Annotated in this window: 22 protein-coding genes; 15 read left to right on the top strand and 7 right to left on the bottom strand. The window is 72.9% G+C overall.

From position 1 onward, the window contains the following. Nucleotides 1–4: 4 nt before the first annotated feature. Nucleotides 5–499, bottom strand: coding sequence for a MarR family winged helix-turn-helix transcriptional regulator (locus E1293_RS49170; RefSeq protein ID WP_132192719.1), 495 nt, complete (start codon nt 497–499; stop codon nt 5–7). Between the two features lie 92 nt (nt 500–591). Between E1293_RS49170 and E1293_RS00925 the strand changes: the two genes are divergently transcribed. Then, nucleotides 592–1,683 (top strand): amidohydrolase family protein, encoded by a 1,092-nt coding sequence (locus tag E1293_RS00925; RefSeq protein ID WP_132192772.1) that lies wholly within the window; start codon nt 592–594, stop codon nt 1,681–1,683. Here the strand turns inward: E1293_RS00925 and E1293_RS00930 are convergent. After that, nucleotides 1,673–2,404 (bottom strand): aspartate/glutamate racemase family protein, encoded by a 732-nt coding sequence (locus tag E1293_RS00930; protein WP_132192721.1) that lies wholly within the window; start codon nt 2,402–2,404, stop codon nt 1,673–1,675. The two genes, E1293_RS00925 and E1293_RS00930, sit on opposite strands and share 11 nt — an antisense overlap. A 111-nt stretch (nt 2,405–2,515) precedes the next feature. Here E1293_RS00930 and E1293_RS00935 point away from each other — a divergent pair, with 111 nt between their 5' ends. Continuing rightward, nucleotides 2,516–3,061 carry a helix-turn-helix domain-containing protein gene (locus tag E1293_RS00935; protein ID WP_132192723.1) on the top strand — a complete coding sequence of 182 codons (546 nt, stop codon included), beginning with the start codon at nt 2,516–2,518 and terminating at the stop codon, nt 3,059–3,061. A gap of 19 nt (nt 3,062–3,080) precedes the next feature. Here E1293_RS00935 and E1293_RS00940 read toward each other — a convergent pair whose 3' ends face one another. From E1293_RS00940 to E1293_RS00955, 4 genes are read right to left on the bottom strand one after another with little or no spacing between them, the layout of a single operon-like run. Continuing rightward, the gene (locus E1293_RS00940; RefSeq protein WP_132192725.1) at nt 3,081–4,475 is read right to left on the bottom strand and encodes an MmgE/PrpD family protein; all 1,395 of its coding nucleotides are present in this window, start codon (nt 4,473–4,475) and stop codon (nt 3,081–3,083) included. Further along, nucleotides 4,472–5,284: a cyclase family protein gene (locus E1293_RS00945; RefSeq protein WP_132192727.1), complete on the bottom strand. Its 813-nt coding sequence runs from the start codon at nt 5,282–5,284 to the stop codon at nt 4,472–4,474. Before E1293_RS00945 ends, E1293_RS00940 begins: the two co-directional genes overlap by 4 nt. After that, nucleotides 5,281–6,150 carry an HpcH/HpaI aldolase/citrate lyase family protein gene (locus E1293_RS00950; RefSeq protein ID WP_132192728.1) on the bottom strand — a complete coding sequence of 290 codons (870 nt, stop codon included), beginning with the start codon at nt 6,148–6,150 and terminating at the stop codon, nt 5,281–5,283. The genes E1293_RS00945 and E1293_RS00950 overlap by 4 nt, the downstream gene beginning before the upstream one ends. Further along, nucleotides 6,147–7,334 (bottom strand): CaiB/BaiF CoA transferase family protein, encoded by a 1,188-nt coding sequence (locus tag E1293_RS00955; protein ID WP_132192730.1) that lies wholly within the window; start codon nt 7,332–7,334, stop codon nt 6,147–6,149. The genes E1293_RS00950 and E1293_RS00955 overlap by 4 nt, the downstream gene beginning before the upstream one ends. Before the next feature lie 241 nt (nt 7,335–7,575). Here E1293_RS00955 and E1293_RS00960 point away from each other — a divergent pair, with 241 nt between their 5' ends. Genes E1293_RS00960 through E1293_RS01005 form a run of 10 tightly spaced genes read left to right on the top strand, consistent with a single transcriptional unit; the run spans nt 7,576 to nt 18,069 of the window. Further along, nucleotides 7,576–8,826, top strand: coding sequence for an ABC transporter substrate-binding protein (locus tag E1293_RS00960; RefSeq protein ID WP_132192732.1), 1,251 nt, complete (start codon nt 7,576–7,578; stop codon nt 8,824–8,826). Next, a complete protein-coding gene (locus E1293_RS00965) occupies nt 8,823–9,854 on the top strand; it encodes a branched-chain amino acid ABC transporter permease (protein ID WP_132192734.1) in 1,032 nt (343 codons plus the stop codon). Before E1293_RS00960 ends, E1293_RS00965 begins: the two co-directional genes overlap by 4 nt. Next, nucleotides 9,851–10,915 carry a branched-chain amino acid ABC transporter permease gene (locus E1293_RS00970; protein WP_132192736.1) on the top strand — a complete coding sequence of 355 codons (1,065 nt, stop codon included), beginning with the start codon at nt 9,851–9,853 and terminating at the stop codon, nt 10,913–10,915. Before E1293_RS00965 ends, E1293_RS00970 begins: the two co-directional genes overlap by 4 nt. Further along, nucleotides 10,912–11,673: an ABC transporter ATP-binding protein gene (locus E1293_RS00975; RefSeq protein WP_132192738.1), complete on the top strand. Its 762-nt coding sequence runs from the start codon at nt 10,912–10,914 to the stop codon at nt 11,671–11,673. Before E1293_RS00970 ends, E1293_RS00975 begins: the two co-directional genes overlap by 4 nt. Next, the gene (locus E1293_RS00980; RefSeq protein ID WP_243715943.1) at nt 11,660–12,376 is read left to right on the top strand and encodes an ABC transporter ATP-binding protein; all 717 of its coding nucleotides are present in this window, start codon (nt 11,660–11,662) and stop codon (nt 12,374–12,376) included. Before E1293_RS00975 ends, E1293_RS00980 begins: the two co-directional genes overlap by 14 nt. Continuing rightward, nucleotides 12,373–13,743 (top strand): MmgE/PrpD family protein, encoded by a 1,371-nt coding sequence (locus E1293_RS00985; RefSeq protein ID WP_207938601.1) that lies wholly within the window; start codon nt 12,373–12,375, stop codon nt 13,741–13,743. The genes E1293_RS00980 and E1293_RS00985 overlap by 4 nt, the downstream gene beginning before the upstream one ends. Then, nucleotides 13,743–14,399, top strand: a complete 657-nt coding sequence (locus E1293_RS00990; RefSeq protein WP_132192740.1) for a hydantoin racemase — start codon at nt 13,743–13,745, stop codon at nt 14,397–14,399. The genes E1293_RS00985 and E1293_RS00990 overlap by 1 nt, the downstream gene beginning before the upstream one ends. Continuing rightward, on the top strand, nt 14,396–15,790 hold the full coding sequence (locus E1293_RS00995; protein WP_132192742.1) for an FAD-dependent oxidoreductase: 1,395 nt from the start codon (nt 14,396–14,398) through the stop codon (nt 15,788–15,790). Before E1293_RS00990 ends, E1293_RS00995 begins: the two co-directional genes overlap by 4 nt. Nucleotides 15,791–15,803: 13 nt before the next feature. Beyond that, entirely contained in the window at nt 15,804–17,273 is a 1,470-nt protein-coding gene (locus E1293_RS01000; RefSeq protein WP_132192744.1) for a dihydroorotase, read from the top strand. A 16-nt stretch (nt 17,274–17,289) separates the two neighbouring features. Continuing rightward, the gene (locus tag E1293_RS01005; RefSeq protein ID WP_207938602.1) at nt 17,290–18,069 is read left to right on the top strand and encodes an IclR family transcriptional regulator; all 780 of its coding nucleotides are present in this window, start codon (nt 17,290–17,292) and stop codon (nt 18,067–18,069) included. Between the two features lie 5 nt (nt 18,070–18,074). Here the strand turns inward: E1293_RS01005 and E1293_RS01010 are convergent, their stop codons facing one another. Then, nucleotides 18,075–18,803 (bottom strand): phosphodiesterase, encoded by a 729-nt coding sequence (locus E1293_RS01010; RefSeq protein ID WP_132192746.1) that lies wholly within the window; start codon nt 18,801–18,803, stop codon nt 18,075–18,077. 47 nt (nt 18,804–18,850) lie between these two features. Here E1293_RS01010 and pdxR point away from each other — a divergent pair, with 47 nt between their 5' ends. The 3 genes from pdxR to E1293_RS01025 form a co-directional block, all read left to right on the top strand. Continuing rightward, complete coding sequence (pdxR, locus tag E1293_RS01015; protein ID WP_132192748.1) at nt 18,851–20,335, top strand: MocR-like pyridoxine biosynthesis transcription factor PdxR; 1,485 nt, start codon at nt 18,851–18,853, stop codon at nt 20,333–20,335. A 26-nt stretch (nt 20,336–20,361) separates the two neighbouring features. Beyond that, nucleotides 20,362–20,919 carry a DUF4303 domain-containing protein gene (locus E1293_RS01020; RefSeq protein WP_132192750.1) on the top strand — a complete coding sequence of 186 codons (558 nt, stop codon included), beginning with the start codon at nt 20,362–20,364 and terminating at the stop codon, nt 20,917–20,919. A 475-nt stretch (nt 20,920–21,394) separates the two neighbouring features. After that, the coding region (locus tag E1293_RS01025; RefSeq protein ID WP_132192752.1) for a DUF222 domain-containing protein at nt 21,395–22,235 on the top strand (841 nt) is incomplete at its 3' end.

Here is a 22,235-nt window from a genome sequence, read left to right on the forward strand (position 1 = left end):
GAATCTAGGGACGGTTCGTTTCAGCGCCGGTCGAAGTGTCCGCCGCGTGGTCCACGATCCCGGCGAGGAGGGCGACGAGCCGGTCGCGGTCGCCGGGCGCGAGCCAGCCGAACAGGTGGGTGCCCACCGCCGCCGCCTTCTCCGCGGAGGCGCGCGCGTGGCGCCGCCCCTCATCGGTCAGCTCGATCGCGTAGGCGCGGCGGTCGCGGGTGGCGCGGTTGCGGACCGCGAGGCCGAGCCGCTCCAGCTCGTCCATGATCCGGACGACGGCGGACTTGTCCAGATCGAGGAGCGCGCCGAGGCGCCGCTGGCTGGTCGGCCCGAGCCGGTCGAGCGCCGCCAGCACGGCGAAGTGCCTGGTCTCGATCCCGAGCGGCCGCAGCTCGCCGCTCAGTGCGGCCCGCGCGGCCTGGTGGGCGGCGGCGAGCAGCATCCCGAGCGCGGCGTCGTCGGTCCGCGGGTCGCCGAGGACGGTCGGCTCCGGAGGTTCGGTGTCCACTCTCCGACCTTAGTGGCTGGCGATATAGTCTCATCTGAGACAGTCTCGTATAATCCGATTCGGGCGGCTTCGACGAGAGGTTGGAGAGACGCATGCAAGTCGAAGACGGCCGGACGGAGAGCGACCCGAGCCGGCGGCGCGTGCTGAAGTCGGCGGCCGTGGCCGGCGCCGCCGCCGCGGTCACCGGTCTCGGGCCGGGCAGCGCCGCCGCCCGGCAGGGAGGCGGCCCGCGGACGGGACGGATCGACACCCACCACCACGCGCTCCCGCCCGACATGAAGCAGTGGGCCGTCGAGCACGGCTTGCTGCCGCCCGAAGGCGGCCCGAACTGGGGCCGGTGGGACCTGAACCGGACCCTCGACACCATGGACGACCTGGGAATCGCCGCGGGGGTCGCGTCGGCGCCCGCGCCGCCCGAGATCTTCCGCGACCGCGAACTCGCCGTCTCCGGGACGCGCGTGTTCAACGAGTCCCTCGCCGGCCTGGTGCGCGACCATCCGACCCGGTTCGGCTTCTTCGCCTACCTGCCGCTGCTCCACGTCGACGTGGCGGTCGAGGAGGCGGCCCACGCGCTGGACGAGCTCGGCGCCGACGGCGTCCTGCTGATGGCCAACGCGGGCGGCCGCTACCTGGGCGACCCCGTGTTCGAGCCGCTGTTCGCCGAGCTGGACCGGCGCCGCGCGGTCGTGTTCGTCCACCCCGCCGGGCTCGCCGACGCGCGTCCCGTCCCGGGCGTCGAGGACTGGATCGCCGACTTCATGCTCGACACCACCCGCACCGCGCTCAGCCTCATCGGCGCGGGGACGCTCGACCGCCACGAGCGCCTGTCGGTGATCCTTTCCCACGCGGGCGGGTTCCTGCCCTACCTGGGCGGGCGGGTCGAGCACGCGGGCCGCCAGGGCGAGGGGCCGGACCCCGCGGCGTTCCGGCGGGCGGTGCGCCGCTTCTACTACGACACCGCCATGCCGTCCTCGCCGTACGCGACGCCGACCCTGCTGGCGGCGGCCGGCGCCGGGCGGCTGCTCTTCGGCACCGACTGGCCGCAGGTCGTCCGCCCCGAGGTGGACAGGACGGTCGCGCTGCTCGACAGCGATCCGGCCCTGGACCGGCGGGCGCACGCCGCCGTCGACCGGGAGAACGCGCTGCACCTCTTCCCGGCACTGGCGAAACGGCTCAGGGGGTGAGAGCCGGGCCGCCCCGCCAAGTAGGGACGGCGTGGCGGCCCACCGCCGCCTCGAAGGCGGCGCGGGCCAGCAGGCGCGTGGAGTCGAGGGTGGGCAGCGGCGAGACGCCGGGCGTGACCAGCAGCGGGATCTCGGTGCACACCAGCGCGACGGTGTCGCAGCCGCGGCCGGCGAGCCGGCCGATGATCCGGACGTACTCGCGGCGCGACTCCTCGGTGAACACCCCGTTGACCAGCTCGCCGAAGATGATCCGGTTGACGGTCTCCCGGTCGGCGGGGTCCGGGACCTCGGCGGCGATACCGCGCGCGGCAAGCTCCCGCGGGTAGACCGGGCCGTCCATCGTGTAGCGGGTGCCGAGCACGCCGACGCGCGTCCGGCCGTCGCGGGCGGCCTGGTCGGCGACGACCTGCGCGATGTGCAGGCCGGGCAGCGCGAGATCGTCGCCGGGACGTTCGAGGGCCATGTGCGCGGTGTTGTCCGGGCAGACGAAGAAGTCGGCGCCCGCCGCCGCGAGCCGCCGGACGCTCCCGGCCAGGATCGCCCTGATCGTGTCGTGGTCTCCGGCGTCCCACGCGGGCATGCTGCGCGCCATCGCGATGAGGTCGAGCGTCACGTCCGGATGGTCGTCGGGGCCCAGTTCGCGGAAGCCCTCCTGGCAGAAGGCCCGCAAGCACAGCGCGGCGCCTTCCGCGCTGTGGGCGAGGATGCCGAGATGCCTCATGGTCGTTCCATTCGAGTCGGGATGTTCGGTGTGGCGAACATTCGTCCAGTATCATGAACACTACCCGATCCTGTTCGCCATATTGAACACCTGGACGTCTGGAGCGAACCGATGGACCTGATCGCGGTGATCGCGGCGTCGATCCGCCGGGAACGCGAACGCGCCGGTCTCTCCCAGACCGAGCTGGCCAAGCGCGCCGGTCTCGCCAAGTCGACGCTCTCCCAGCTGGAGTCGGGCGCGGGCAATCCGAGCGTGGAGACCCTGTGGGCCCTCGGCACGGCGCTGAACATCCCGTTCAGCCGCCTGGTCGACCCGCCGCGCCCGCCCGTGCGGGTGGTCCGCGCGGGGGAGGGGCCGGTCGCGCGCTCCGACCGGTCGGACTACACGACGACGCTGCTGGCGTCGTGCCCGCCGAACGTGCGGCGCGACCTCTACCGCGTCACCGCGGAGCCGGGGGAGCCGCGCCTGTCCGACCCGCACCCGCCGGGCACGACGGAGTACGCCGTTCTCAGCACCGGCCGCGCCCTGGTCGGCCCGCCGGAGGAGCCGGTCGAACTGGCGCCCGGCGACTTCATCACCTATCCCGGCGACGCTCCGCACGTCTTCGAGGCCCTGAGCCCCGGCACCTCGGCGGTCTTCCTGATGGAGCACGGCTAGCCGGCGGACGCACCGGGGGTCAGGTGAGCAGGGACGTGAGCCGCCCCAGGTCCTCCAGGTCGGCGAGGCCGTAAGCGAGTTCGGTGATCTGCTCGGCCTGCGACTCGGTCACGCGGCGGGTGGCGTTCAGCCGGAACTTCGTCGCCAGCTCGCCGGCCGAGAGGGGGTTGCCCGGGCCGCCCCTGTTGGCGTCCACGCGCTCCTCCAGGACGGCGCCGTCGCGGGTGCGGACGCGCAGCACGGCCGGGAACTGGTGCGGGAAGATCTCGTCGCAGCGCGCGTCCGGGACGCAGCGGACCTTCGCGGCAAGGGCCAGCCGGCCGGGGTCCGCGGCGGCCTCGTCGGTGAAGTCCTCGTGGAAGAGGCCGAGCCCGCCGCCGCCGAGCAGGGCCGCCGCGACCGTGTAGGGGCCGGAGAACGCGGCGTGGTACCCGGACGTGGGACGGATCTTGTCCTCGTGCGGCTCGCCGATCGTCCGCAGGACGGGGGTCGGCGCGCCCAGCTCGATCGACTCGACGCCGTCCGGGTCCAGGCCGCGAGCGCGCAGCGCGAGGGCGGCGTCGATGCCGGCGTGGGTGAAGTGGTTGCAGGGATACGGCTTGAAGAAGATGCCGGGCAGCTCCCAGTGCTCGCCGAGGCCCGCGGTGAGGGCGTCCAGGTCGACCTGGTCGCCGCAGAACGCCTGGAGCAGCCCGAACCGTCCTTCGAGGACGGTCGGCGGGCCGGTGATGCCGGTGCGGGCGAGCCCGGCGGCGGTCACGGCGGCGTGCGCGGCCCATCCGCAGTGGATGCGCTTGACGGTGCCGCCCGTGCGGTTGGCCTCCAGGATGCCCGATCCCATGCTCGCGGCGATGCCCATGGCGTCGGCGATGCCGGCGGCGTCCAGCCCGGACAGCATGGCGGCGGCCGCGGCGGCGCCGACCGTGCCGCAGATCGCGGTCGCGTGCTGCCCGCGCTCGAAGAACACCGAGTTGCCGAGGTCCCGGTCGTACCCGGCCATGCCGAGCCGGACGGTGATCTCGACCCCGACCCCGACGGCGTCCAGCAGCCGGGCCCCGCTCGCGCCCCGCGCCTCGGCGACGGCGAGCGCGGTCGGCACCACCGACGCCGACGGGTGCAGGACGGACGGCAGGTGCGTGTCGTCGAAGTCCAGCGAGTGGGCGAGCGTGCCGTTCAGCAGCGCGGCGCTCGGCTCGGGAAGGCGGGCGCCGGTGCCGATCGCGGTCGCGCGGCCCGCTCCGCCCCACTCGGCGACCAGGTCCCCGACGGCTCGCGCCGGACGTTCCCCGGTCGCCGCCAGGCTGTTGCCCAGGGCGTCCAGCACACGGCGCGCCGCATCGGCGCGCAGCTCGGCGGGAAGACCCTGAGCGGCGACGGAGGCGGCGAGGCCGGCGAGCCGCTGGACGGGCGTCATGCCGTCACCGCCGCGAGCGGCCGGATCGGGGACCCGGTGCCGCCCTTGATCCGCAGCGGCGCCAGCACGAACACGAACTCGTGCAGCCCCGCCTCGGCGAGCGCCTCCAGGTCGAGGTGCTCCAGGATGAAGATCCCCGACTCGACCAGCAGGATCCGGTGCACCGGCAGGACCGCGTGGCCCGCCCCCTCCGGAATCTGCTCGAAGGCGGTCGTGTCGGCGCCGGTCGCGGCGACGCCCCGCTCGGCCAGCCAGCGCGCGGCGGACGGTGTAGCGCCGGGGACGCCCGTCTCCTTGCCCAGGTAGGTGGTCGCGTCCCCGAAGTTGCGGGCCCAGCCGGTGCGGATCAGCGCCACCTCGCCCTCGCCGGGTTCGGTGCCCGCCCGCTTGGCGGCGAGGCCGAGGTCCTCGGCGGTCACGCCGTAGCCGGGCGGCAGCGTCGCCACCTCGTGCACGGCCGCCACGTCCAGCAGGACGCCGCGCCGCAGCAGGCCGGGCAGGTTCTCGGCCCCGTGACGAGTGAAGACGCCGCCGCGCTGGGCGTCGGCGGCGGAGACTCCGCCGTGCAGTTCGCCGTCGTGGCTGACGTGGGAGAGCGCGTCGATGTGGGTGCCGACGTGGCCGCCGGTCACGATGATCTCGTTGGCCGCGGAGCCGCCGTCCGGGCGCTCCATGTCGCCGTGCCGCCGGACCAGCGTCATCCGGAACCCGGGATGGTTGGGGGAGCAGGGCATGCCGGTGAAGAACGGCTGGCCCAGCTCGATCAGCCGGACGCCGCCGGCGACCGCGGCGAGCAGCGGGTCGGTCATGAGGGGTTGCCTTCCTTGTCATTGACGGCGGCGGCGTCGAGCACCCAGACGGCGCGCTCGACGACGGCCTTGTCCACGAACCCGCCGGCGGAGTCGATCCAAGCCGCGCTGCCCGCCGCCGTGCCCCCTGCCGCCGTGCCCCCTGGCGCGCCGCCGCGTTCGGTGAGCTGGCCCATCAGGTCACGTGCCCAGGCGACGTCGTCCGGGTCGGGGACGCACGCGTCGTGCACGACGGGGATCTGCGCGGGGTGGATGACCGAGCGGCCGAAGAACCCGGCCCGCCGCCCGGCGAGGGTGTCGGCGCGCAGCCCGTCCAGGTCGCGGACGGCCGTCCACACGCTCTGCGGCGGGGACGGCAGCCCGGCCGCCCGCGCGGCGACCACGATCCGGGACCGCGGCCACGCCAGCGCGTCGCCGCCGGACACCCGCAGGTCGGCGGCCAGGTCCGCCTCGCCGAGCGAGATCCCGGCGACGAGCGGGTGGGCGGTCGCGAGGGCGAGGGCGTTCTCGACGCCGAGCGCCGACTCCAGGACGGGGTACACCGGGACGCCGAGCGTGCCGGCGACGCGGCGCAGCTCCTCCGGGTCCTCGCACTTGGGGACCCGTACCCCGGCGAGGCCCTCCGGCGCGGTCGCGAGCAGCGCGATGTCGTCGGCGCCGTCCGGGGTGGCGGGCGCGTTGATCCGCACGTGCGCGGTGCGACCGTCCGCCAGCGCGGCCAGGACGCCCCGCCGGGCATCGTGCTTGGCGGCCGGCGCGACCGCGTCCTCCAGGTCGATGATCACCGCGTCGGCGTCCGAGGCCAGCGCCTTGCCGATCCGGTCCGGGCGGTCGCCGGGCACGTAGAGCCAGGAGCGCGGCGTCACTTGATCACTCCCTTGGCGCGCAGGTCGGCCAGCCCGGCCTCGCCGACGCCGTAGCGGGCGAGGATCTCGGCGGTGTGCGCGCCGAGGGGCGGCCCGGCCGAGTCGATCCGGCCGGGCGTCCGCGACAGCCGGAACAGCACGTTCTGCATCTTCACCGGGCCGAGCTCGTCGTCCGGGACGGTCGCGATGGTGCCGAGCGCCTCGAACTGCGGGTCGGTCATGACGTCGGCCGCGGTGTAGACGGGCGCGACCGCGGCCTGCGCCTCCTCGAACGCCTTGACGACCTCTTCGCGGTCGCGCCCGGCGATCCACGACCCGACGGCCCCGTCCAGCACGTCGGCGTGCTCGGCACGTTCCGCCCCGGTCGCGAACCACGGCTCGTCGATCAGCTCGGGCCGGCCGACCAGCCGCATCACCCGCTCGGCGATCGACTGGGCGCTGGTGGAGATCGCGACCCAGCCGCCGTCGCGGGTCCGGTAGGTGTTGCGGGGCGCGTTGTTGTGCGACCGGTTCCCGGTGCGGGCCTGCAGCTCGCCGAGCTGGTCGTAGGTGATGATCTGCGGGCCGAGCAGGGTGAGGATCGGCTCGATGATGGCGAGGTCGACCACCTGGCCCTCGCCGGTCGCCTCCCGGGCCCGCAGCGCCGCCATGACCGCGAAGGCGGTGGTCAGCGCGGCGATGCCGTCCGCGAGGCCGAACGGCGGCAGGGTCGGCGGGCCGTCCGGCTCCCCGGTGATCGCCGCGAACCCGCTCATCGCCTCGGCGAGGGTCCCGAACCCCGGCCGCTTGGCGTACGGGCCGGTCTGCCCGAACCCGGTGACCCGCGCGAGGACGAGCCGGGGGTTGATCCTCCTCAGCTCGTCCGGGCCGAGGCCCCAGCGCTCCAGCGTCCCCGGCCGGAAGTTCTCGATCACCACGTCGGCGTCGGCGGCCAGCCGGCGGAACAGGTCCTGACCCTCGGGGGAGCCGAGGTAGAGGGTCATCGCCTTCTTGTTGCGGCCGAGCATCTTCCACCAGAGCCCGACGCCGTCGCGCTGCGCGCCGTGGCTGCGCACCGGGTCGCCCTTCGGGTGCTCGATCTTGATGACCTCGGCCCCGTAGTCGGCGAGCAGCGTCGCGGCGAGCGGGCCGGCGAACAGCGTGGCCGCGTCGAGGACCCGGACTCCGGACAGGGCGTCGGTCATGGGAGGGGTACCGCCTTCGGGTGATCGTTCCGCTTGGAGAAACATCGGTCGGCATCTCGTCCGGTTCGCGCGAGCGGCCCGGACTTCTCAAATTGGCACTGCATGTCGAGTTTCGTCAAGTTTCACCTAGATATTGACCCGATGACGTGACCGGTGCCACCATGGCGCAACGGTGACCTGCTGTTCCTCCAAGCGGAACATCCACGAGGGGACTGCGGGTCGGATGCGGCAGGAGAGGTGAATGTCGGCTCGAAAGCTCGCCGCCGGGCTCGGCGCCTGCGCGGTCCTGCTGGCCGCGGCCGGCTGCGGCGGCTCGGCGCCGTCCGGCGCGGCCGGGGTGGCGGCCGGCCGCGACGAGGGCCCGGTCAAGATCGGCGCGCTGCATCCGGTCAGCGGCGCCAACGCGGTCGACGGCCAGCAGATGCGGCGCGGCGCGCAGCTGGCCGTGGACGCGATCAACGCGAAGGGCGGCATCAGGTCCCTCGGCGGACGCAAGGTCGAACTGGAGACGGGCGACACCCAGGGCAAGGCGGAGGTCGGCCAGAGCGAGGCGCAGCGGCTCATCTCCGCCGGCGCCGTCGGGCTCGTCGGCACCTATCAGAGCGCGGTCAGCACCAACGTCGCGGTCGTCGCCGAACGCAACCGGGTGCCGTTCGTCATGGACGTCACCGCCTCGGACGCGATCTTCTCCAACGGTTACGAGTACTCGTTCCGGGTCCAGCCGGGCAGCGCCGCCATCGCGGGCGCCGCCGCCCGCTACCTCAAGGAGGTGTCGCAGCAGGCGGGCAAGCCCGTCAAGAAGGTCGCGTTCCTGCACGAGCAGACCGACTTCGGCAGCGGCGCCGCCGAGGCGTTCACCGCGGCGGCGGAGAAGCTCGGCGTCGAGGTCGGCCCGAACATCAGCTATGACGCGCTGACCGTGTCCGACCTCACCGCGCAGATCACGCAGGTCAAGGCGTCCGGCGCGGACGTCCTCGCGGTCGCCGGCTACTACCGCGACAGCCTGCTCGCCGCCAAGGCCATCGCGGCGGTCAAACCGCGGCTGAACGCCGTCTGGGGCGTGTCGAACGGCGCCTACGACCAGCCGAAGTTCGTCACCGACGGCGGCGCGCTCGGCGAGCGGTACTTCAGCACCAACTACCACTTCGACGCGAAGAACCAGCAGACCGCCGGCCTGCGGGCCGGCTACCAGCGGCGCTACGGCGCCCCCATGCGCACGGGCGCGGTCCTCGCCTACGACGCGGTCCAGGTGATCGCGCAGGGCGTGGAGCGCGCGGGCGGCACCGACGCGGAGAAGGTGCGCGACGCGATCGCGTCCTCGAAGGTCGAGCCCCGCACGGTCGGCACCGGCCCGATCGCCTTCGCCCCCAACGGAGACAACAAGAACGCGCTCCCTGTCCTGATGCAGGTGCAGAACGGGCAGGTCAAGCAGGTCTATCCGGCGGAGAAGGCCGAATCCAAGCCCAACTACTCGGTGACGTGGCGGTCATGAGCAACAGCGGAACCAAGACCGAACCCCCTCCCGCCCCCGCCGTCCGGCGGGGCCCGCTCGCCCGGCTGAGCCCCGGCGACGGGACGGGTGCCCTCCTCAAACGCGCCGCCGCGACCGGCGGCCTGGTGGCGGTCGCGATCGCCATCGCCCTGATCAAGTCCGGCAGCGGCCTGGTCGTCTGGCAGTCGGTGGTCACCGGCCTGCTGATGGGCGGCCTGTACGGGCTCATCGCGATGGGCCTCACGCTGATCTTCGGTGTGCTGGACATCGTCAACTTCGCGCACGGCGCGCTGCTCGCCATCGCGATGTTCATCGCGTTCGGCGTCGTGCAGGGCACCGGGCTGCACCCCTACCTCACCCTGCTGGTCGCGGTGCCCGCGCTGTTCCTCATCGGCGCGGTCGTGCACCGCGGCCTGCTCAGCGGGACGGGCGGCGCGTCGCTGGAGAACCAGCTGCTCATCACGCTCGGCCTGTCGCTGCTGCTGGAGAACGGGCTGCTGATGTTCTTCGGCGCCGAGCCCAAGAACGTCGCGCTGCCCGGCGACTTCCAGTTCTCGCTGTTCGGCGCGGTCGTGTCCGGCGCCCGGCTGTACGCGTTCCTCGGCGCGATCGCGATCGGCGCGCTGCTGTTCTGGCTGCTGCGCCGCACCCGGTTCGGGACGGCGATCCGCGCGGTCGCCGCGAACGGGCCGGGCGCCGAACTGGTCGGGGTGAACGTCCGGCGCGTCCACACGCTCACGTTCGCGATCGGGACGGCCTGCGCCGGGGCCGCCGCGGTGCTGGCCGCGCCGCTGGTCACGGTCACGCCCACGCTCGGCGAGCAGTTCAACATCACCGCGTTCGTCGTCGTGGTGCTCGGCGGGATGGGCAACGTCGCCGGCGCGCTCGTCGGCGGGCTGCTCATCGGGCTGGTCGAGCAGCTCACCACGATCTACATGGACGGCCAGAGCTCGCTGCTCGGCGTGTTCGCCGTCTTCCTGATCGTGCTGTTCCTCCGTCCGCAGGGACTCTTCGGGAGGCGCTCATGACGGGCACGACCGGCATCACCTTGACCGGCCGCCCCGGCGCGGGCGCGGCCCGCCCCGTGAAGGCGCCGCCGCTGCGGCCGCAGAACCGGCAGCTCGCCGTCCTCGCGGTGCTGCTGCTCGTGGCGGTCCCGCTGCCGCTGGTGCTGCCGCCCGCGCAGGGCGCCGTCGCCGTCCGCATCCTGATCTTCGCGCTGATGGCCGTCGGCTGGAACGTGATGAGCGGGTTCGGCGGGATGTTCAGCTTCGGGCACGCCGCGTTCTTCGGCCTCGGCGCCTACACCAGCGCCTACCTGCTGGTCGAGCACAACGTGTCGCCGTGGATCGGGATGCTCGCCGGGATGGCGGTCGCGGCGGCGGTCGCCGTCGTCATCGGCTACTTCGCGTTCCGGTACCGGCTCCAGGGCGCCTACTTCGCGCTGGCGACGTTCGCGTTCGCCGAGATGCTGCGCCTGATCGTCACGACGACGGAGTTCACCAACAAGGCGGTCGGGTTCACGGTCCCGCTGATCCGGGGCTCGTCGCTCTGGAAGATCCAGTTCGCGGCGGACTCGCCCGCCTACTTCTGGATCGCGCTCGGCCTCGCCGGCCTCGCCGCGCTGGTCAGCATCCTGTTCCTGCACTCGCGGACGGGACGCTACGTCACCGCGATCCGCGACGACGAGCCGGCGGCGGCGTCCCTCGGCACGCCCGTCATGCGCTACAAGCTGATGACCGTCGCGCTGTCGGCCGCGATCACCGCGGTCGCCGGCGCCTTCTATACGCAGTACTACCTGTTCGTGAACCCGGACCTGGCGTTCGGCTCGTCGGTGTCGATCCAGGCGATCGCGACCGTCGTGATCGGCGGCATCGGCACGATCTGGGGCCCGATCGTCGGCGCGATCATCCTGGGGTCGCTGTCGGACGTCACCGCCACGCTGCTGCGGACCCCGCCCGGCTTCCTGGACTTCCTGCAGGGACGCAGCGGCCTCGACGTCGCGGTCTACGCGGTCCTGCTGATCCTGATCGTCCGGCTGCTGCCCAAGGGCATCGTCGGCACGATCGCCGCGAGGTGGCGCAGATGAGCCCTACCGCTGGAACGGCCGCCGGCACGGCACTGGACGTCGCCGGGGTCGGCAAGGACTTCCGGGGCCTGCGGGCGCTGTCGGACGTCGACTTCCGGGTCGGGGAGGGCGAGATCCTCGGCATCATCGGCCCGAACGGCGCCGGGAAGACGACCCTGTTCAACGTCATCTGCGGCGCGCTCCGGCCGGACGCGGGACGCGTCGTGTTCGGCGGCCGGGACATCACCGGGGCCTCGCCCGACCGCATCGCGCGGGCCGGGATGGTGCGGACGTTCCAGCTCATGCGGCCGTTCGGGAGCATGAGCGTCCTGGAGAACGTGAGCCTCGCCGCCCAGCACCGCCGCCAGTCCCGGCACGGGCTCCGCAAGCGGTCACTCGACGTGGTGGAGCGCGTCGGCCTCGGGGAATGGGCCCACTGCGGCGCCACCGAGCTGCCGACGGCCGGGCTGAAGCGGCTCGAACTCGCGCGGGCGCTCGCGATGCGGCCGAAGGTCCTGCTGCTGGACGAGGTGCTGGCGGGGCTCGTCCCGGCCGAGCGCGAGCCCGTCCTGGACCTGCTCGCCGCGCTCCGCGAGGAGGACGGCACGACACTGCTGTTCATCGAGCACATCATGGCCGCCGTGATGCGGCTGTCGGACCGGGTCCTCGTCCTGGACCAGGGCCGGGTGCTGGCCGCCGGCTCCGCCGAGGAGGTCACCTCCGACCCGCGCGTGATCGAGGCGTACCTCGGAGAGGAGCCCGGTGGTGACGACGACTGAGATGCTGAAGATCGACAAGCTCTGCGCGGGCTACGGGCGGATGCGGATCCTGCACGACGTCGACCTGCGGCTCGGCGAGGGCGAGATCGTCGCGCTCGTCGGCGCGAACGGCGCCGGCAAGACGACCACGCTCCGGGCGGTGTGCGGGCAGCTGCGGCCGGAATCGGGGACGATCACGTTCGCGGGGTCGCCGACGGCCGGGCGCCGCCCCGACCAGCTCGTCCGCGACGGGCTCGTGCACGTCCCCGAGGACCGGGCGCTGTTCGGCACGCTCACCGTCGAGGAGAACCTGCGGATGGGCGCCTGGACCCGCCCGGCGGCGGGGGCCGAGGCGGGGATGCGCGAGGTGTTCGAGCTGTTCCCCGTCCTCGCCGAGCGCCGCGCGCAGGTCGCGCAGACGTTCAGCGGCGGGCAGCAGCAGATGCTCGCGATCGGCCGGGCGCTGATGGCGCGGCCGAAGCTGCTCATGCTGGACGAGCCGTCGACGGGCCTGTCGCCCAAGCTGACCTGGGCGGTGCTCGACGCCGTGAGGCGGATCCGCGACACGGGCGTCGCCGTCCTGCTCGTCGAGCAGAACGCCAAGCAGGCGCTCGGCATCGCCGACCGCGCCTACGTGCTGGAGAGCGGATCGACCGTGCTGCACGGGACGGGCAGCGAGCTGGCCGGATCCGCCGAGGTCAGGAAGGCGTACCTGGGGCTGTGATCGAGGAGCCGGTTTCATACGCACGGACGGCTACGGCCCGGCTGGGGGAATGGGCCGCCGGCCTGGACGTCGCGGACGTGCCGGCGCCGGTGCTCGACCGGCTGTCACTCGTCCTGCTCGACGCGGCCGGCGTGACGGCCCTCGGTGCCGGGCTGGACGGGATGCGCGCGATGCGGTCGTCGTGGAACGCCCCCGGCGGGCCCGCGCCGCTCATCGGCGGCGGGCGGTGCGTGTCGGTGGACGCCGCCGCCTGGCTGAACGCGATGTCGCTCGTCTGCCTTGAGCTGGACGAGGGCAACAAGTACGCCAAGGGGCATCCGGCGGCGCACGGGTTCCCGGCCGTCCTGGCGCTGGCGTCCGAACGGGACGCCTCTGGGCGGGACACGGCCGCCGCGCTGCTCGCCGCCTACGAGGTCGCGTCCCGGTTCGGGCGGGCGTCCCGGCTGCGGCCGGGCGCGCACCCGCACGGGAGCTGGGGCGTCGCGGGCGCCGCCGCCGGATGCGCGCGGCTGCTCGGCCTCGGCCCGGACGCGGTGGCCGCCGCGATCGACACCGGCGCCGGGCTGCCGGTCGCCGGGCACTTCGCGTCCGCGACCGGCGGGAACCCGGTGCGGGACGCGTGGATGGGCGCGTCCAACCTCTCCGGGCTGGTGGCGGCCCGGATGGCGTCCGCCGGGATCGCCCGCAACACCGGGACGGCCGCGCTCTCGCTGGGGACCCTGCTGGGCGAGTTCGACGCGTCCGAGCTGACCGGCGGGCTCGGCGAACGCTGGGACATCGCCCGCGGCTACTTCAAGCGGCACGCCTCGTGCTCGTTCACGCACCCGGCCGCCGACGCGGTGCTCGAACTGCGCCACGACCTGGACCCCTCGCGGATCACCGGGATCCTGGTCGAGACGCACGCGCTCGGCGCAGGCCTGGCGGCCCCCGAGTGGGACAACCGGCTGTCGGCGATGTTCTCCACGCCGTTCGCCGTCGCCGCCGCCCTGCTCGACGGCGAGGTCGGGCCGCGCGCCCGGCTCGACGACCCGGCGTTGCGGGCCCTGGCGCGGCGTGTCCGGCTGGTGGAGGCGGGCGACCTGACCGCGCGTCTCCCCGACGAGCGCGCCGCCCGCGTCACCGTCGAGCTGGACGACGGCAGCGCCCGCACCCGGGAGGTGCCCAACCCGGTCGGCGACGCGGACCACCGCCCCCTGGCGGAGCAGGACGTCCTGGCGCTGCTGAAGGGATGGCTTCCCGGACGCGAGGACCTGATCGACCGGGCGGCGGCGTTCTCCCGCGACCTGCCCGCCCTGGACCACGTCGGCGAGCGCCTCCGCGGCCTCGCCGGAGACGAGACCGACGACGAGACGAAGGAGCCGAAGTGATGCGCGCCCTGGCCGTGACGCCGATCCACCTGCCGCCGGACGAGATCCGGCGGCGGCAGGCCCGCTACGACCGGCTCGCCCCGCCAGGCCTGTCCATCGAGCTGCGGGACGTCGGCCCGTCCGCGCCCGGATCGCTGGACGACGAGGCGTCGATCCGCGCGTCCGAACGCGAGGTCGCGGCGGCGCTGGCCCGCGGCGGCGGGGAGGGCTGGGATCTCGCCTTCCCCGACTGCGTGCTCGACCCGGCCGTGCCCGACGGCCCCGCCCTTGACCAGGGCGTTCATGTCAATGGCCTGCTCAAGTTGAGTAGTATGCACCTTGCTGCGATGAATGTACGGTTCGGCGCGGTGGTGCGGAACGAGGCGATCGGCGCGGAGCTGGGCCGCCGCCTGAAGGGCTACGGCCTGGAGGCCTACGTCGCCGGGATCGCGATCCTGGAACTGCCCTTCGACGCCATCGCCGACACCGGCGCCTGGAACGCCGCCCTCGGCGAGGCCGCGGACGCGCTCGCCGCCGCCGGCGCCACCGCCGTGCTCAATGGCTGCTCGGCCGTCGACGTCGAGGACGGCCGGTTCGCGGCGCGCGTCGTCGACCCCACGGAACTGGCCCTGCGGCTGATGCCCCTGCGGCTCATGGCGATCGGGAGGAGCGCATGACCGACGGACCCGACCTCGTCATCGCGGGCGCCGGCGGCGGGCTCGCCGGGGCGCTGCGCGCCGCCGAACTCGGCCTCAGCGTGGTCGTCGTCGAGTCCAGCGAGCACTTCCGGCGCGGCAACAACACGTCGATGTCCACGGCGATGTTCCCCGGCGCAGGCTCCCGCTGGCAGGCGTCGGAGGGGCTCTACGACTCTCCCGACCAGTTCGTCGCCGACGTCATGGCCAAGACCGGCGGAAAGGCCCACGCCCGCCTCGCCAGGACGCTCGCCGAGGTCAGCGCCCGCCTCGTGGAATGGCTCGCCGACTCGGCCGGGCTGCCGCTGTCGCTGGTGACCGACTTCAACTACCCGGGGCACTCCGTCCCGCGGTGCCACTCCGTCCCCGGACGGCACGGCTCCAGCGTGATCGACCACCTGGCCCGGCGCGTCCGCGAGCACCCGGCCATCGACCTGCTCGTCCCCGCCAAGCTCGTGGACGTCACCACCGGTTCGGACGGCGCCGTGTGCGCGGCCGTCGTCCAGTACCCGGACGGGACGCGGGAGGAGATCCCGACGGCCGCCGTCCTCCTCGCCACGAACGGCTTCGGCGCCGACGGCGACCTCGTGCGGCGCCACCTGCCGGAGATCGCCGGCGCGCTCTACCAGGGCAGTGACCAGTCCCGCGGCGACGCGCTCCGCATCGGCGGCGGGCTCGGCGCCGCCATCGGCTACCTGGACGCCTACCAGGGCCACGGCGCCGTCGCCGCCGGGGCGGGCACCCTCGTCGGCTGGGCCACGATCATCCACGGCGCGGTCATGGTGGACCTCGGCGGGCGCCGCTTCGGCGACGAGACCCGCGGCTACTCCGAGTACGCCGCCGAGCTGGCCGGCCGCCCGGGCGGCACCGGCTGGATCGTCCTGGACGAGACGATCCACGAGCAGTGCCGGCGGTTCAAGGACTTTCGCGACACCGTCGAGTCGGGCGTCCTCGTCTGGGCCGACGACACCGAGGGCCTCGCCAAGGCCACCGGCCTGCCCGCCGGTGCCCTCGCCGAGGAACTGGACGCCTCGGCGGCCGCGGCGCGCGGCGAACGTCCCGACGAGCACGGCCGCACCCATTGGGAGCGTCCGCTGGCCGGCCGGTACGCCGCCGTGCGCGTCGTCCCCGCCCTCTTCCACACCCAGGGCGGGCTGATCGTCGACGAGGACGCCGCCGTCGTCGACGCCGGCGGCCGTCCGATCCCCGGCCTGTACGCGGCGGGCGGCGCCGCCGCCGGGATCTCCGGCCACGGCGCCGACGGCTACCTGCCCGGCAACGGCCTGCTGCCCGCCTTCGGCCTCGCCTACCTGGCGGCGGGCGCCGCCGCCCGCCGCAAGACCACCCGCCGCACGACCACCCGCGACAACTGAGGAGATGTTTCGCATGGCCACGACCGAGCTGCTGCTGAAGAACGTGCGGGTGGTCCGTCCCGAAGCCGCCGAGGGCACCGAGCCGGAGCTCGCGGACATCGCCGTCAACGACGGCACCATCGTCCGCGTCGCGCCCGGCCTGCCGGACGGCGACGCCGCCACCGTCATCGACGGGCGCGGACGCCTCGCCTTCCCCGGTGTCGTGGACGCCCACCAGCACTGGGGCATCTACAACGAGCTGGCCGCCGACACCCGCACCGAGAGCCGCGCCAGCGCGCAGGGCGGCGTCACCACGTCGCTCACCTACATGCGGACCGGCCAGTACTACCTGAACAAGGGCGGGCCGTACCGGGAGTTCTTCCCCGAGGTGCTGAGCGCGGCGCAGGGCAACGCCTACGTCGACTACGCCTTCCACCTGGCGCCGATGATGGCCGAGCACATCGACGAGATCCCGTACCTCGTCGAGGAGCACGGCGTCACGTCCTTCAAGATCTTCATGTTCTACGGGAGCCACGGCCTGCACGGACGCTCGTCCAGCCAGAGCGACTTCCTCATGACGCCGCCCGACGAGCGCTACGACGTCGCGCACTTCGAGTTCGTCATGCGCGGCATCCAGCAGGCCCGCGAGCAGCTCGCCGACTACGCGCCGCACATCTCCCTCTCGCTGCACTGCGAGACCGCCGAGATCATGACCGCCTACACCAGGATGGTCGAGCAGGACGGGTCGCTCACCGGGCTGCGCGCCTACAGCGCGTCCCGTCCGCCGCACTCCGAGGGCCTCGCCGTCACCATCGCGTCCTATCTGGCGCACGAGACGGGCCTGCCCAACATCAACCTCCTGCACCTGTCGTCCGAGAAGGCGCTGTCGGCCGCCCTCACCATGGCGGGCGCGTTCCCGCACATCGACTTCCGCCGCGAGGTCACCATCGGGCACCTCCTCGCCGACGTCGACACCGCGCACGGCCTCGGCGGCAAGGTCAACCCGCCGCTGCGCGACCGCGCCGACGTCGAGGCGCTGTGGCGGCACGTCCTCGCCGGCGAGGTCGACTGGGTCGTCAGCGACCACGCCTGCTGCCGCGACGAGATGAAGTTCGGCGCGGACCGCGACGACATCTTCCTCGCCAAGTCCGGGTTCGGCGGCGCCGAGTACCTGCTGCCCGGACTCGTCGGCGAGGGACTCAAGCGGGGCCTGCCGCTCCAGCGCGTCGCGCAGCTGACGTCCTGGAACCCGGCCCGCCGCTACGGCCTGCTGAACAAGGGCGCCATCGCGGAGGGCTACGACGCCGACATCGCCCTGGTCGACCCCGACGTGTCCTGGACGGTCCGCGCCGCAGACTCCGAGTCCACGCAGGAGTACACGCCTTTCGAGGGGTTCCCCATGACCGCGCGGGTCACCGACACCTTCGTCCGCGGGCAGCGCGTGTACGCCGACGGCGAGATCACCGGTGAGCCGGCCGGCCGCTACCTCCGCCGCGGCCGGTGAATCCTAGGATCGACGAGTGACCAACCAGACCGCCACCGCCCCACCCTCGGGGGGAACCGAGGTCGCCGGGCGCGTCGCCGACGTGATGCTGCTGTTCGCCGGCGGCCCCGAATACCTCGGCGTCACCGCCATCAGCCGGGAGCTCGGCATCTCCAAGGCCGTCGTGTACCGCATCCTGCAGTCGCTGGTGTCGCGCGAGATGCTGGAGGCGGGCGCGGCGGGCTACCGGCTCGGCCCCGCCGCGCTCGCGCTCGGCGTGAGCGCGCTGCGGCGCTTCAACGTCCGCAACGCCGCCGCGCCCGTCCTGCGGCGGCTGCGGGACGAGACCGGGGAGACGACCACGCTGTCCGGCCTCGTCGGCGACGAGCGGGTCTACCTCGACCAGTTCGAGAGCCCCCGCGAAGTCAAGATGACGGTCGAGGTCGGACGCCGGTTCCCGCTGCACGCGGGCTCCTCGGGCCGGGTCATCCTCGCGTTCCTGCCCGAGGAGCGGCGCGAGTCGGTGCTGGCCCGCCCGCTGGCGGCGCTCACCGAGCGGACCGTCACCGACGAGACCGCGCTCCGCGCCCGGCTCACCGACACGGCCCGCGACGGCGTCGGCGTCTCCCTCGGCGAACGCCAGGCCGACGCGGGCTCGGTCGCCGCGCCGCTCTTCGGCCCGGACGGCGAGGTCCACGGCTCGATCAGCGTGTGCGGCCCCCGGCACCGCTTCACCCCCGAGGCGATCGAGCGGTACCGGACACTCGTCCGCGACGCCGCCGAGGAGATCACCCGCACCTGGACGACGCACCGGTAGCCGTTCTAGGCGATGCGGAAGTGCGTGGTCAGGCGCCCTTCGCCGTCCAGGAAATGGAAGGCGACGCCCGGGGGAGCGTCGTAGTCGGCGATGCCGCCCTGCTGCCCGGGCAGTACGAGCGTCGACACGACGCCCGGCGCCACGAGCAGCGGCCGTCCCGCGAAGGTCGTGGCGGCCGCCGTGTGCGCATGCCCGCAGAGGACGGCTACGACCTGCGGATGCCGTTCGATGATCTCGGCGAGCCGCTCCTCCCGGTATTGGCGGATCTCGTCCACGTACGGGATCTGGAGCCTCACCGGCGGGTGGTGGAAGCAGACGAAGGCCGGCTTGCCGGGAGCTTCGGCGAGCCGGCTGTCGAGCCAGCCGATGGTCTCGTCGTCCAGAAGCCCATGGTCCTTGCCCGGGACGGTCGAGTCGCACATCAGGAACCTGGCGCCCGCGATCTCGTGGGCGCTGTTGATGGGGCCGTCGTCCGGCGGCTCGTCCAGAAGCACCTCCCGGAACGGCTCGCGCACGTCGTGGTTGCCGGGGCAGGTCAGCACCGGATGGCCGGACGCGAGGACCTTCCGAGCCTGCTCGTACTCGGCGGGAAGGCCGTGGTCGACGATGTCACCGGTGACGAGGACGGCATCGAGCGGCATGCCGTTCAGCTGGTCCATGACCCGCGCCGCGCGTTCGGCCCGATGCTCGCTCTGGTCGAGGTGGGTGTCGCTGAGCTGGGCGAAAACAATCATGTCCGCGAATCTAGGTCCTGACCGGCCCAGGATTAAGATCCAGTCCTATGCCGAAATCTTGGGCCGGTTCTGTCGACCTGCACCTGGCCGTCGACACCTCCGGCGGCCGCCGGGCGGGCCTGGAACGCGCCCTCCGCACCGCCATCGCGACGGGCCGCCTCGCCTCCGGCGCCGCACTGCCGTCGACGCGGGCCCTGTCCGCGGAACTCGGCCTCTCGCGCGGGACGGTGAGCGCCGCCTACGACCAGCTGACCGCCGAGGGCTACCTGACCGCCGTCCCCGGCTCCGGCACCCGCGTGGCCGACCTCCCCGACCCGCCGCAGGCTTCACGTGCCGACTCGGCGAGCGCGGCTTCGTGGGCGGGTTCCGCGAGCGCGGCGGCAGCGGCCCTTCCGCCTCCGGCAGCGGGCTCGCCGTCTACAGCGGAGGGGCGGGCGGAGGCCCCGCTGCATGATCTGCTGCCCGGGCGTCCCGACCTGAGCACCTTCCCGACCTCCGCATGGCTGCGCTCGACCCGCCGCGTCCTGGGGAGAGTGTCGCCCGAGGTGCATGCGCTGGGCGATCCACGCGGCCGCCCCGAGCTGCGCGAGGCGCTGGCGGGCTACCTCGGGCGGACGCGGGGCGTCCACGCCGATCCCGCGCGGATCGTCATCACCTCCGGCTACGCCCAATCTCTAGGCCTGCTGGCCTCCGTCCTGCGGGACGCGGGGACGACCTCGTTCGCGATGGAGGAGCCGGGACACCCGTTCCACCGTGCCATCGTCCGTCGCGCCGGCCTCGACATCGTCCCCCTGCCAGTGGACGACCGAGGCGCCCGGCCCGACACGCTCGACGGGGTCGGCGCGGCCGTGCTCACCCCGGCGCACCAGTACCCGTCCGGCGCGACCCTCCACCCGGACCGTCGGCGCGCCTTCGCCACCTGGGCCCGCGACACCAACGGGACGATCATCGAGGACGACTACGACGGCGAGTTCCGCTATGACCGCCAGCCCGTGGGCGCACTCCAGGGGACCGCCCCGGACCACGTCGTCTACGGAGGCACCGCGTCCAAGACCCTCGCCCCGGCGCTGCGCCTCGCCTGGACGGTGCTGCCCGCACATCTGGTCGAGCCCTTCGCCGAAGCGAAACGCCTGGCCGACGCCCACACCCAGTCGCTCGCGCAGCTCGTCCTCGCCGACCTGATCGACACCCATGCCTACGACCGCCACATCCGCGCGTCCCGCCTGCGCTACCGCCGCCGCCGAGACCTGCTGATCGAGACGCTGCGCGCCCGCGCGCCCCACGTCCGTGTGCTGGGTGTGGCCGCCGGCCTGCACGCCCTGGTCCTGCTCCCCTCGGCCGGCCCGGACGAGAACGAGATCATGCGGCGCGCCGCGTCCCATGGCCTGGCGCTGATGCCCTTGCGAGACCATTGGCAAGACCCAGCCGGACGCCCGCAAGGATTGATAGTCGGCTACAGCACACCGGTCGGCCCCGCCTACGCACCCGCCCTAGACGCCCTGTGCACAGTCCTAGCGGGGCGTCCACCGTGATCGGTCCTTGCTGGGACGATTTCCGGATGTCATTCGACGAACTGGCCACTCGCCTTGCCGACTCGGCACGAGTCGCGTTCACGCAAGCGCGACGCCTGCATCCTGGTGAGTCCTTCTACTGCTATGCGCTGTACACGGACGCGTTCGCCGCCTACATCCTGCCCACCTGCGCCTCCGAGGAGGGGCTGTGCCAGATCGCGAAGAGGTACGCGGAAAAGTCCGGCCGCACCGTGGACGAGCACGCGGCCAGCCTGCGTTGGGGCCCGGCGGACTCGCCATACCACCTGCTGGGGGAGGAGCACTTTGCCGGTGTGCTCGGCCTCCTGGAAAGCCGAGATCTCCCGTGGCAGCACGCTGACGATGCCGTGGACGTCGAGGTCGACGGCCGTTTCGACGCCTGCTTCCGTGCGCTGGCGGCCTTGGAACAGGAGGGATTCTTCGGCCACGGCGCTGAGCGTGACCGGGTCGTCGTCAACGTGCTCCAAGGCGACCAGAGTGATGAGAGCGTCCTGGAGAACGCCCGTCGTCTCAACCCGCCCGCCGCCGTCGCGCAACTGGAACGCGACCTGCACGTTTCCAGCTGAGGGCGGACGCCCGCCGCCGCTTTGTGTCGCCAGTGGGATGCAGAGGTGGGTCGCCTGAAGGATGGCGCACTTGTGAGGACCGATTCAGAGGTGGATGCCGCGCGGATGCTGATCTCGACGGCTGATGCCGGTCACGTCCCTTACGGCGGTCTCTTTATCGTTAAGGGTGGTTTCTGAAGGTGTCACGCTGAGGTGGCCTCTTCACGTTGCCGGGAAAGTGCGGGTGTGTCGCAAATTGCTGGCACTTCGCCTGATGTTGCCGGTTAGGGATGCTTGTTCTGGCTGGGCTCTGCTGACGGTACGGCTCCTGGCCTCGCCTTCGGCGAGAGTGCGTGCCGCCAGGTCAAGGGGTTCGCGGGGATGCCTGAGCCTGCCGGACGGGCATGACCAGAAATTATCCAGCGATGCGTGCAACTAATCCAGATATCTTCGATGTTGGCTATAAGAAGGACTTGTTGTTCGATAAAATACAAGCATGTGTTCGATCGAGATCGACATCGCGTCGATGTCCGCCGTGGAGTTGGCGGACGTGGCGCATGCCATCGCGGCCGAACTCGCCCAACGACAGGCGCCTGACTCACCCGCCGTGTGCATGCGGATGGCCGAAACCCTCTCCGCCGCCACCGACCTGCACGAAAGCGCCCTCGCCGACACCATCGCCCGGGTAGACGCCTCCGGTGAGATGCGCCGTTGGGGCCTGCCGTCCGCCCTCGCCTGGCTACGCAACCACATGGGCATGCGCGAAGCCCGAGCCAGAGAACGCCTCGCCCTGGCCCGCCAGCACACCCGCCTGCCGCAGGTCACCAAACTGCTGGCCTGTGGCGACCTCTCCTACGGGTACGCCGCCACGATCGCCACAGCCGTCAACCGGCTCCCCGACCAAGACTGCGCCGCCGCTGAAGAGATCCTCCTCGACCTCACTGATCAAGGATTCTCGGCCGGGAAGGTCGCCGCCTTCGGCAACAAGATCACCGACCTGATCGCCGAACGCGACGGCACCGAAAAGGCCGACTCCGAGACCCGACGCGGATATGAGCGCTCCTGGATCGACTCCACCCGCTCCCTGGACGGCGGCCGCTACATCAAAGGCTGGCTCAACGCCGAAGACGCCGCCATCTGGGACGGCACCCTGGGCCCGCTGGCCAAACCCGCCGGGACCGACGACCGCCGCGACCTGTCCGAACGCACCGCCGCCGCCCTGACGTCCGTGCTGTCCGGCGGACACAAGGGCACCAAGGTCACCGTCATCTGCGACCTGGACACCCTCACCGGCGGCACCGCACCCGCCCGCCTGACCGACGGCACCCCCATTCCCG

It is taken from the genome of Actinomadura darangshiensis (assembly GCF_004349235.1).
Lineage (GTDB): Bacteria > Actinomycetota > Actinomycetes > Streptosporangiales > Streptosporangiaceae > Spirillospora > Spirillospora darangshiensis.

Excerpts from the sequence above, each read along its gene's own strand:
- E1293_RS00955 (WP_132192730.1), bottom strand. The coding sequence starts at position 7,334 with ATGACCGACGCCCTGTCCGGAGTCCGGGTCCTCGACGCGGCCACGCTG.
- E1293_RS00995 (WP_132192742.1), top strand. The coding sequence starts at position 14,396 with ATGACCGACGGACCCGACCTCGTCATCGCGGGCGCCGGCGGCGGGCTC.
- E1293_RS01020 (WP_132192750.1), top strand. The coding sequence starts at position 20,362 with ATGTCATTCGACGAACTGGCCACTCGCCTTGCCGACTCGGCACGAGTC.
- E1293_RS00925 (WP_132192772.1), top strand. The coding sequence starts at position 592 with ATGCAAGTCGAAGACGGCCGGACGGAGAGCGACCCGAGCCGGCGGCGC.
- E1293_RS01010 (WP_132192746.1), bottom strand. The coding sequence starts at position 18,803 with ATGATTGTTTTCGCCCAGCTCAGCGACACCCACCTCGACCAGAGCGAG.
- E1293_RS00975 (WP_132192738.1), top strand. The coding sequence starts at position 10,912 with ATGAGCCCTACCGCTGGAACGGCCGCCGGCACGGCACTGGACGTCGCC.
- E1293_RS00940 (WP_132192725.1), bottom strand. The coding sequence starts at position 4,475 with ATGACGCCCGTCCAGCGGCTCGCCGGCCTCGCCGCCTCCGTCGCCGCT.
- E1293_RS00990 (WP_132192740.1), top strand. The coding sequence starts at position 13,743 with ATGCGCGCCCTGGCCGTGACGCCGATCCACCTGCCGCCGGACGAGATC.
- E1293_RS00935 (WP_132192723.1), top strand. The coding sequence starts at position 2,516 with ATGGACCTGATCGCGGTGATCGCGGCGTCGATCCGCCGGGAACGCGAA.
- E1293_RS00970 (WP_132192736.1), top strand. The coding sequence starts at position 9,851 with ATGACGGGCACGACCGGCATCACCTTGACCGGCCGCCCCGGCGCGGGC.
- pdxR (WP_132192748.1), top strand. The coding sequence starts at position 18,851 with ATGCCGAAATCTTGGGCCGGTTCTGTCGACCTGCACCTGGCCGTCGAC.
- E1293_RS00960 (WP_132192732.1), top strand. The coding sequence starts at position 7,576 with ATGTCGGCTCGAAAGCTCGCCGCCGGGCTCGGCGCCTGCGCGGTCCTG.
- E1293_RS01000 (WP_132192744.1), top strand. The coding sequence starts at position 15,804 with ATGGCCACGACCGAGCTGCTGCTGAAGAACGTGCGGGTGGTCCGTCCC.
- E1293_RS00930 (WP_132192721.1), bottom strand. The coding sequence starts at position 2,404 with ATGAGGCATCTCGGCATCCTCGCCCACAGCGCGGAAGGCGCCGCGCTG.
- E1293_RS00965 (WP_132192734.1), top strand. The coding sequence starts at position 8,823 with ATGAGCAACAGCGGAACCAAGACCGAACCCCCTCCCGCCCCCGCCGTC.
- E1293_RS00945 (WP_132192727.1), bottom strand. The coding sequence starts at position 5,284 with ATGACCGACCCGCTGCTCGCCGCGGTCGCCGGCGGCGTCCGGCTGATC.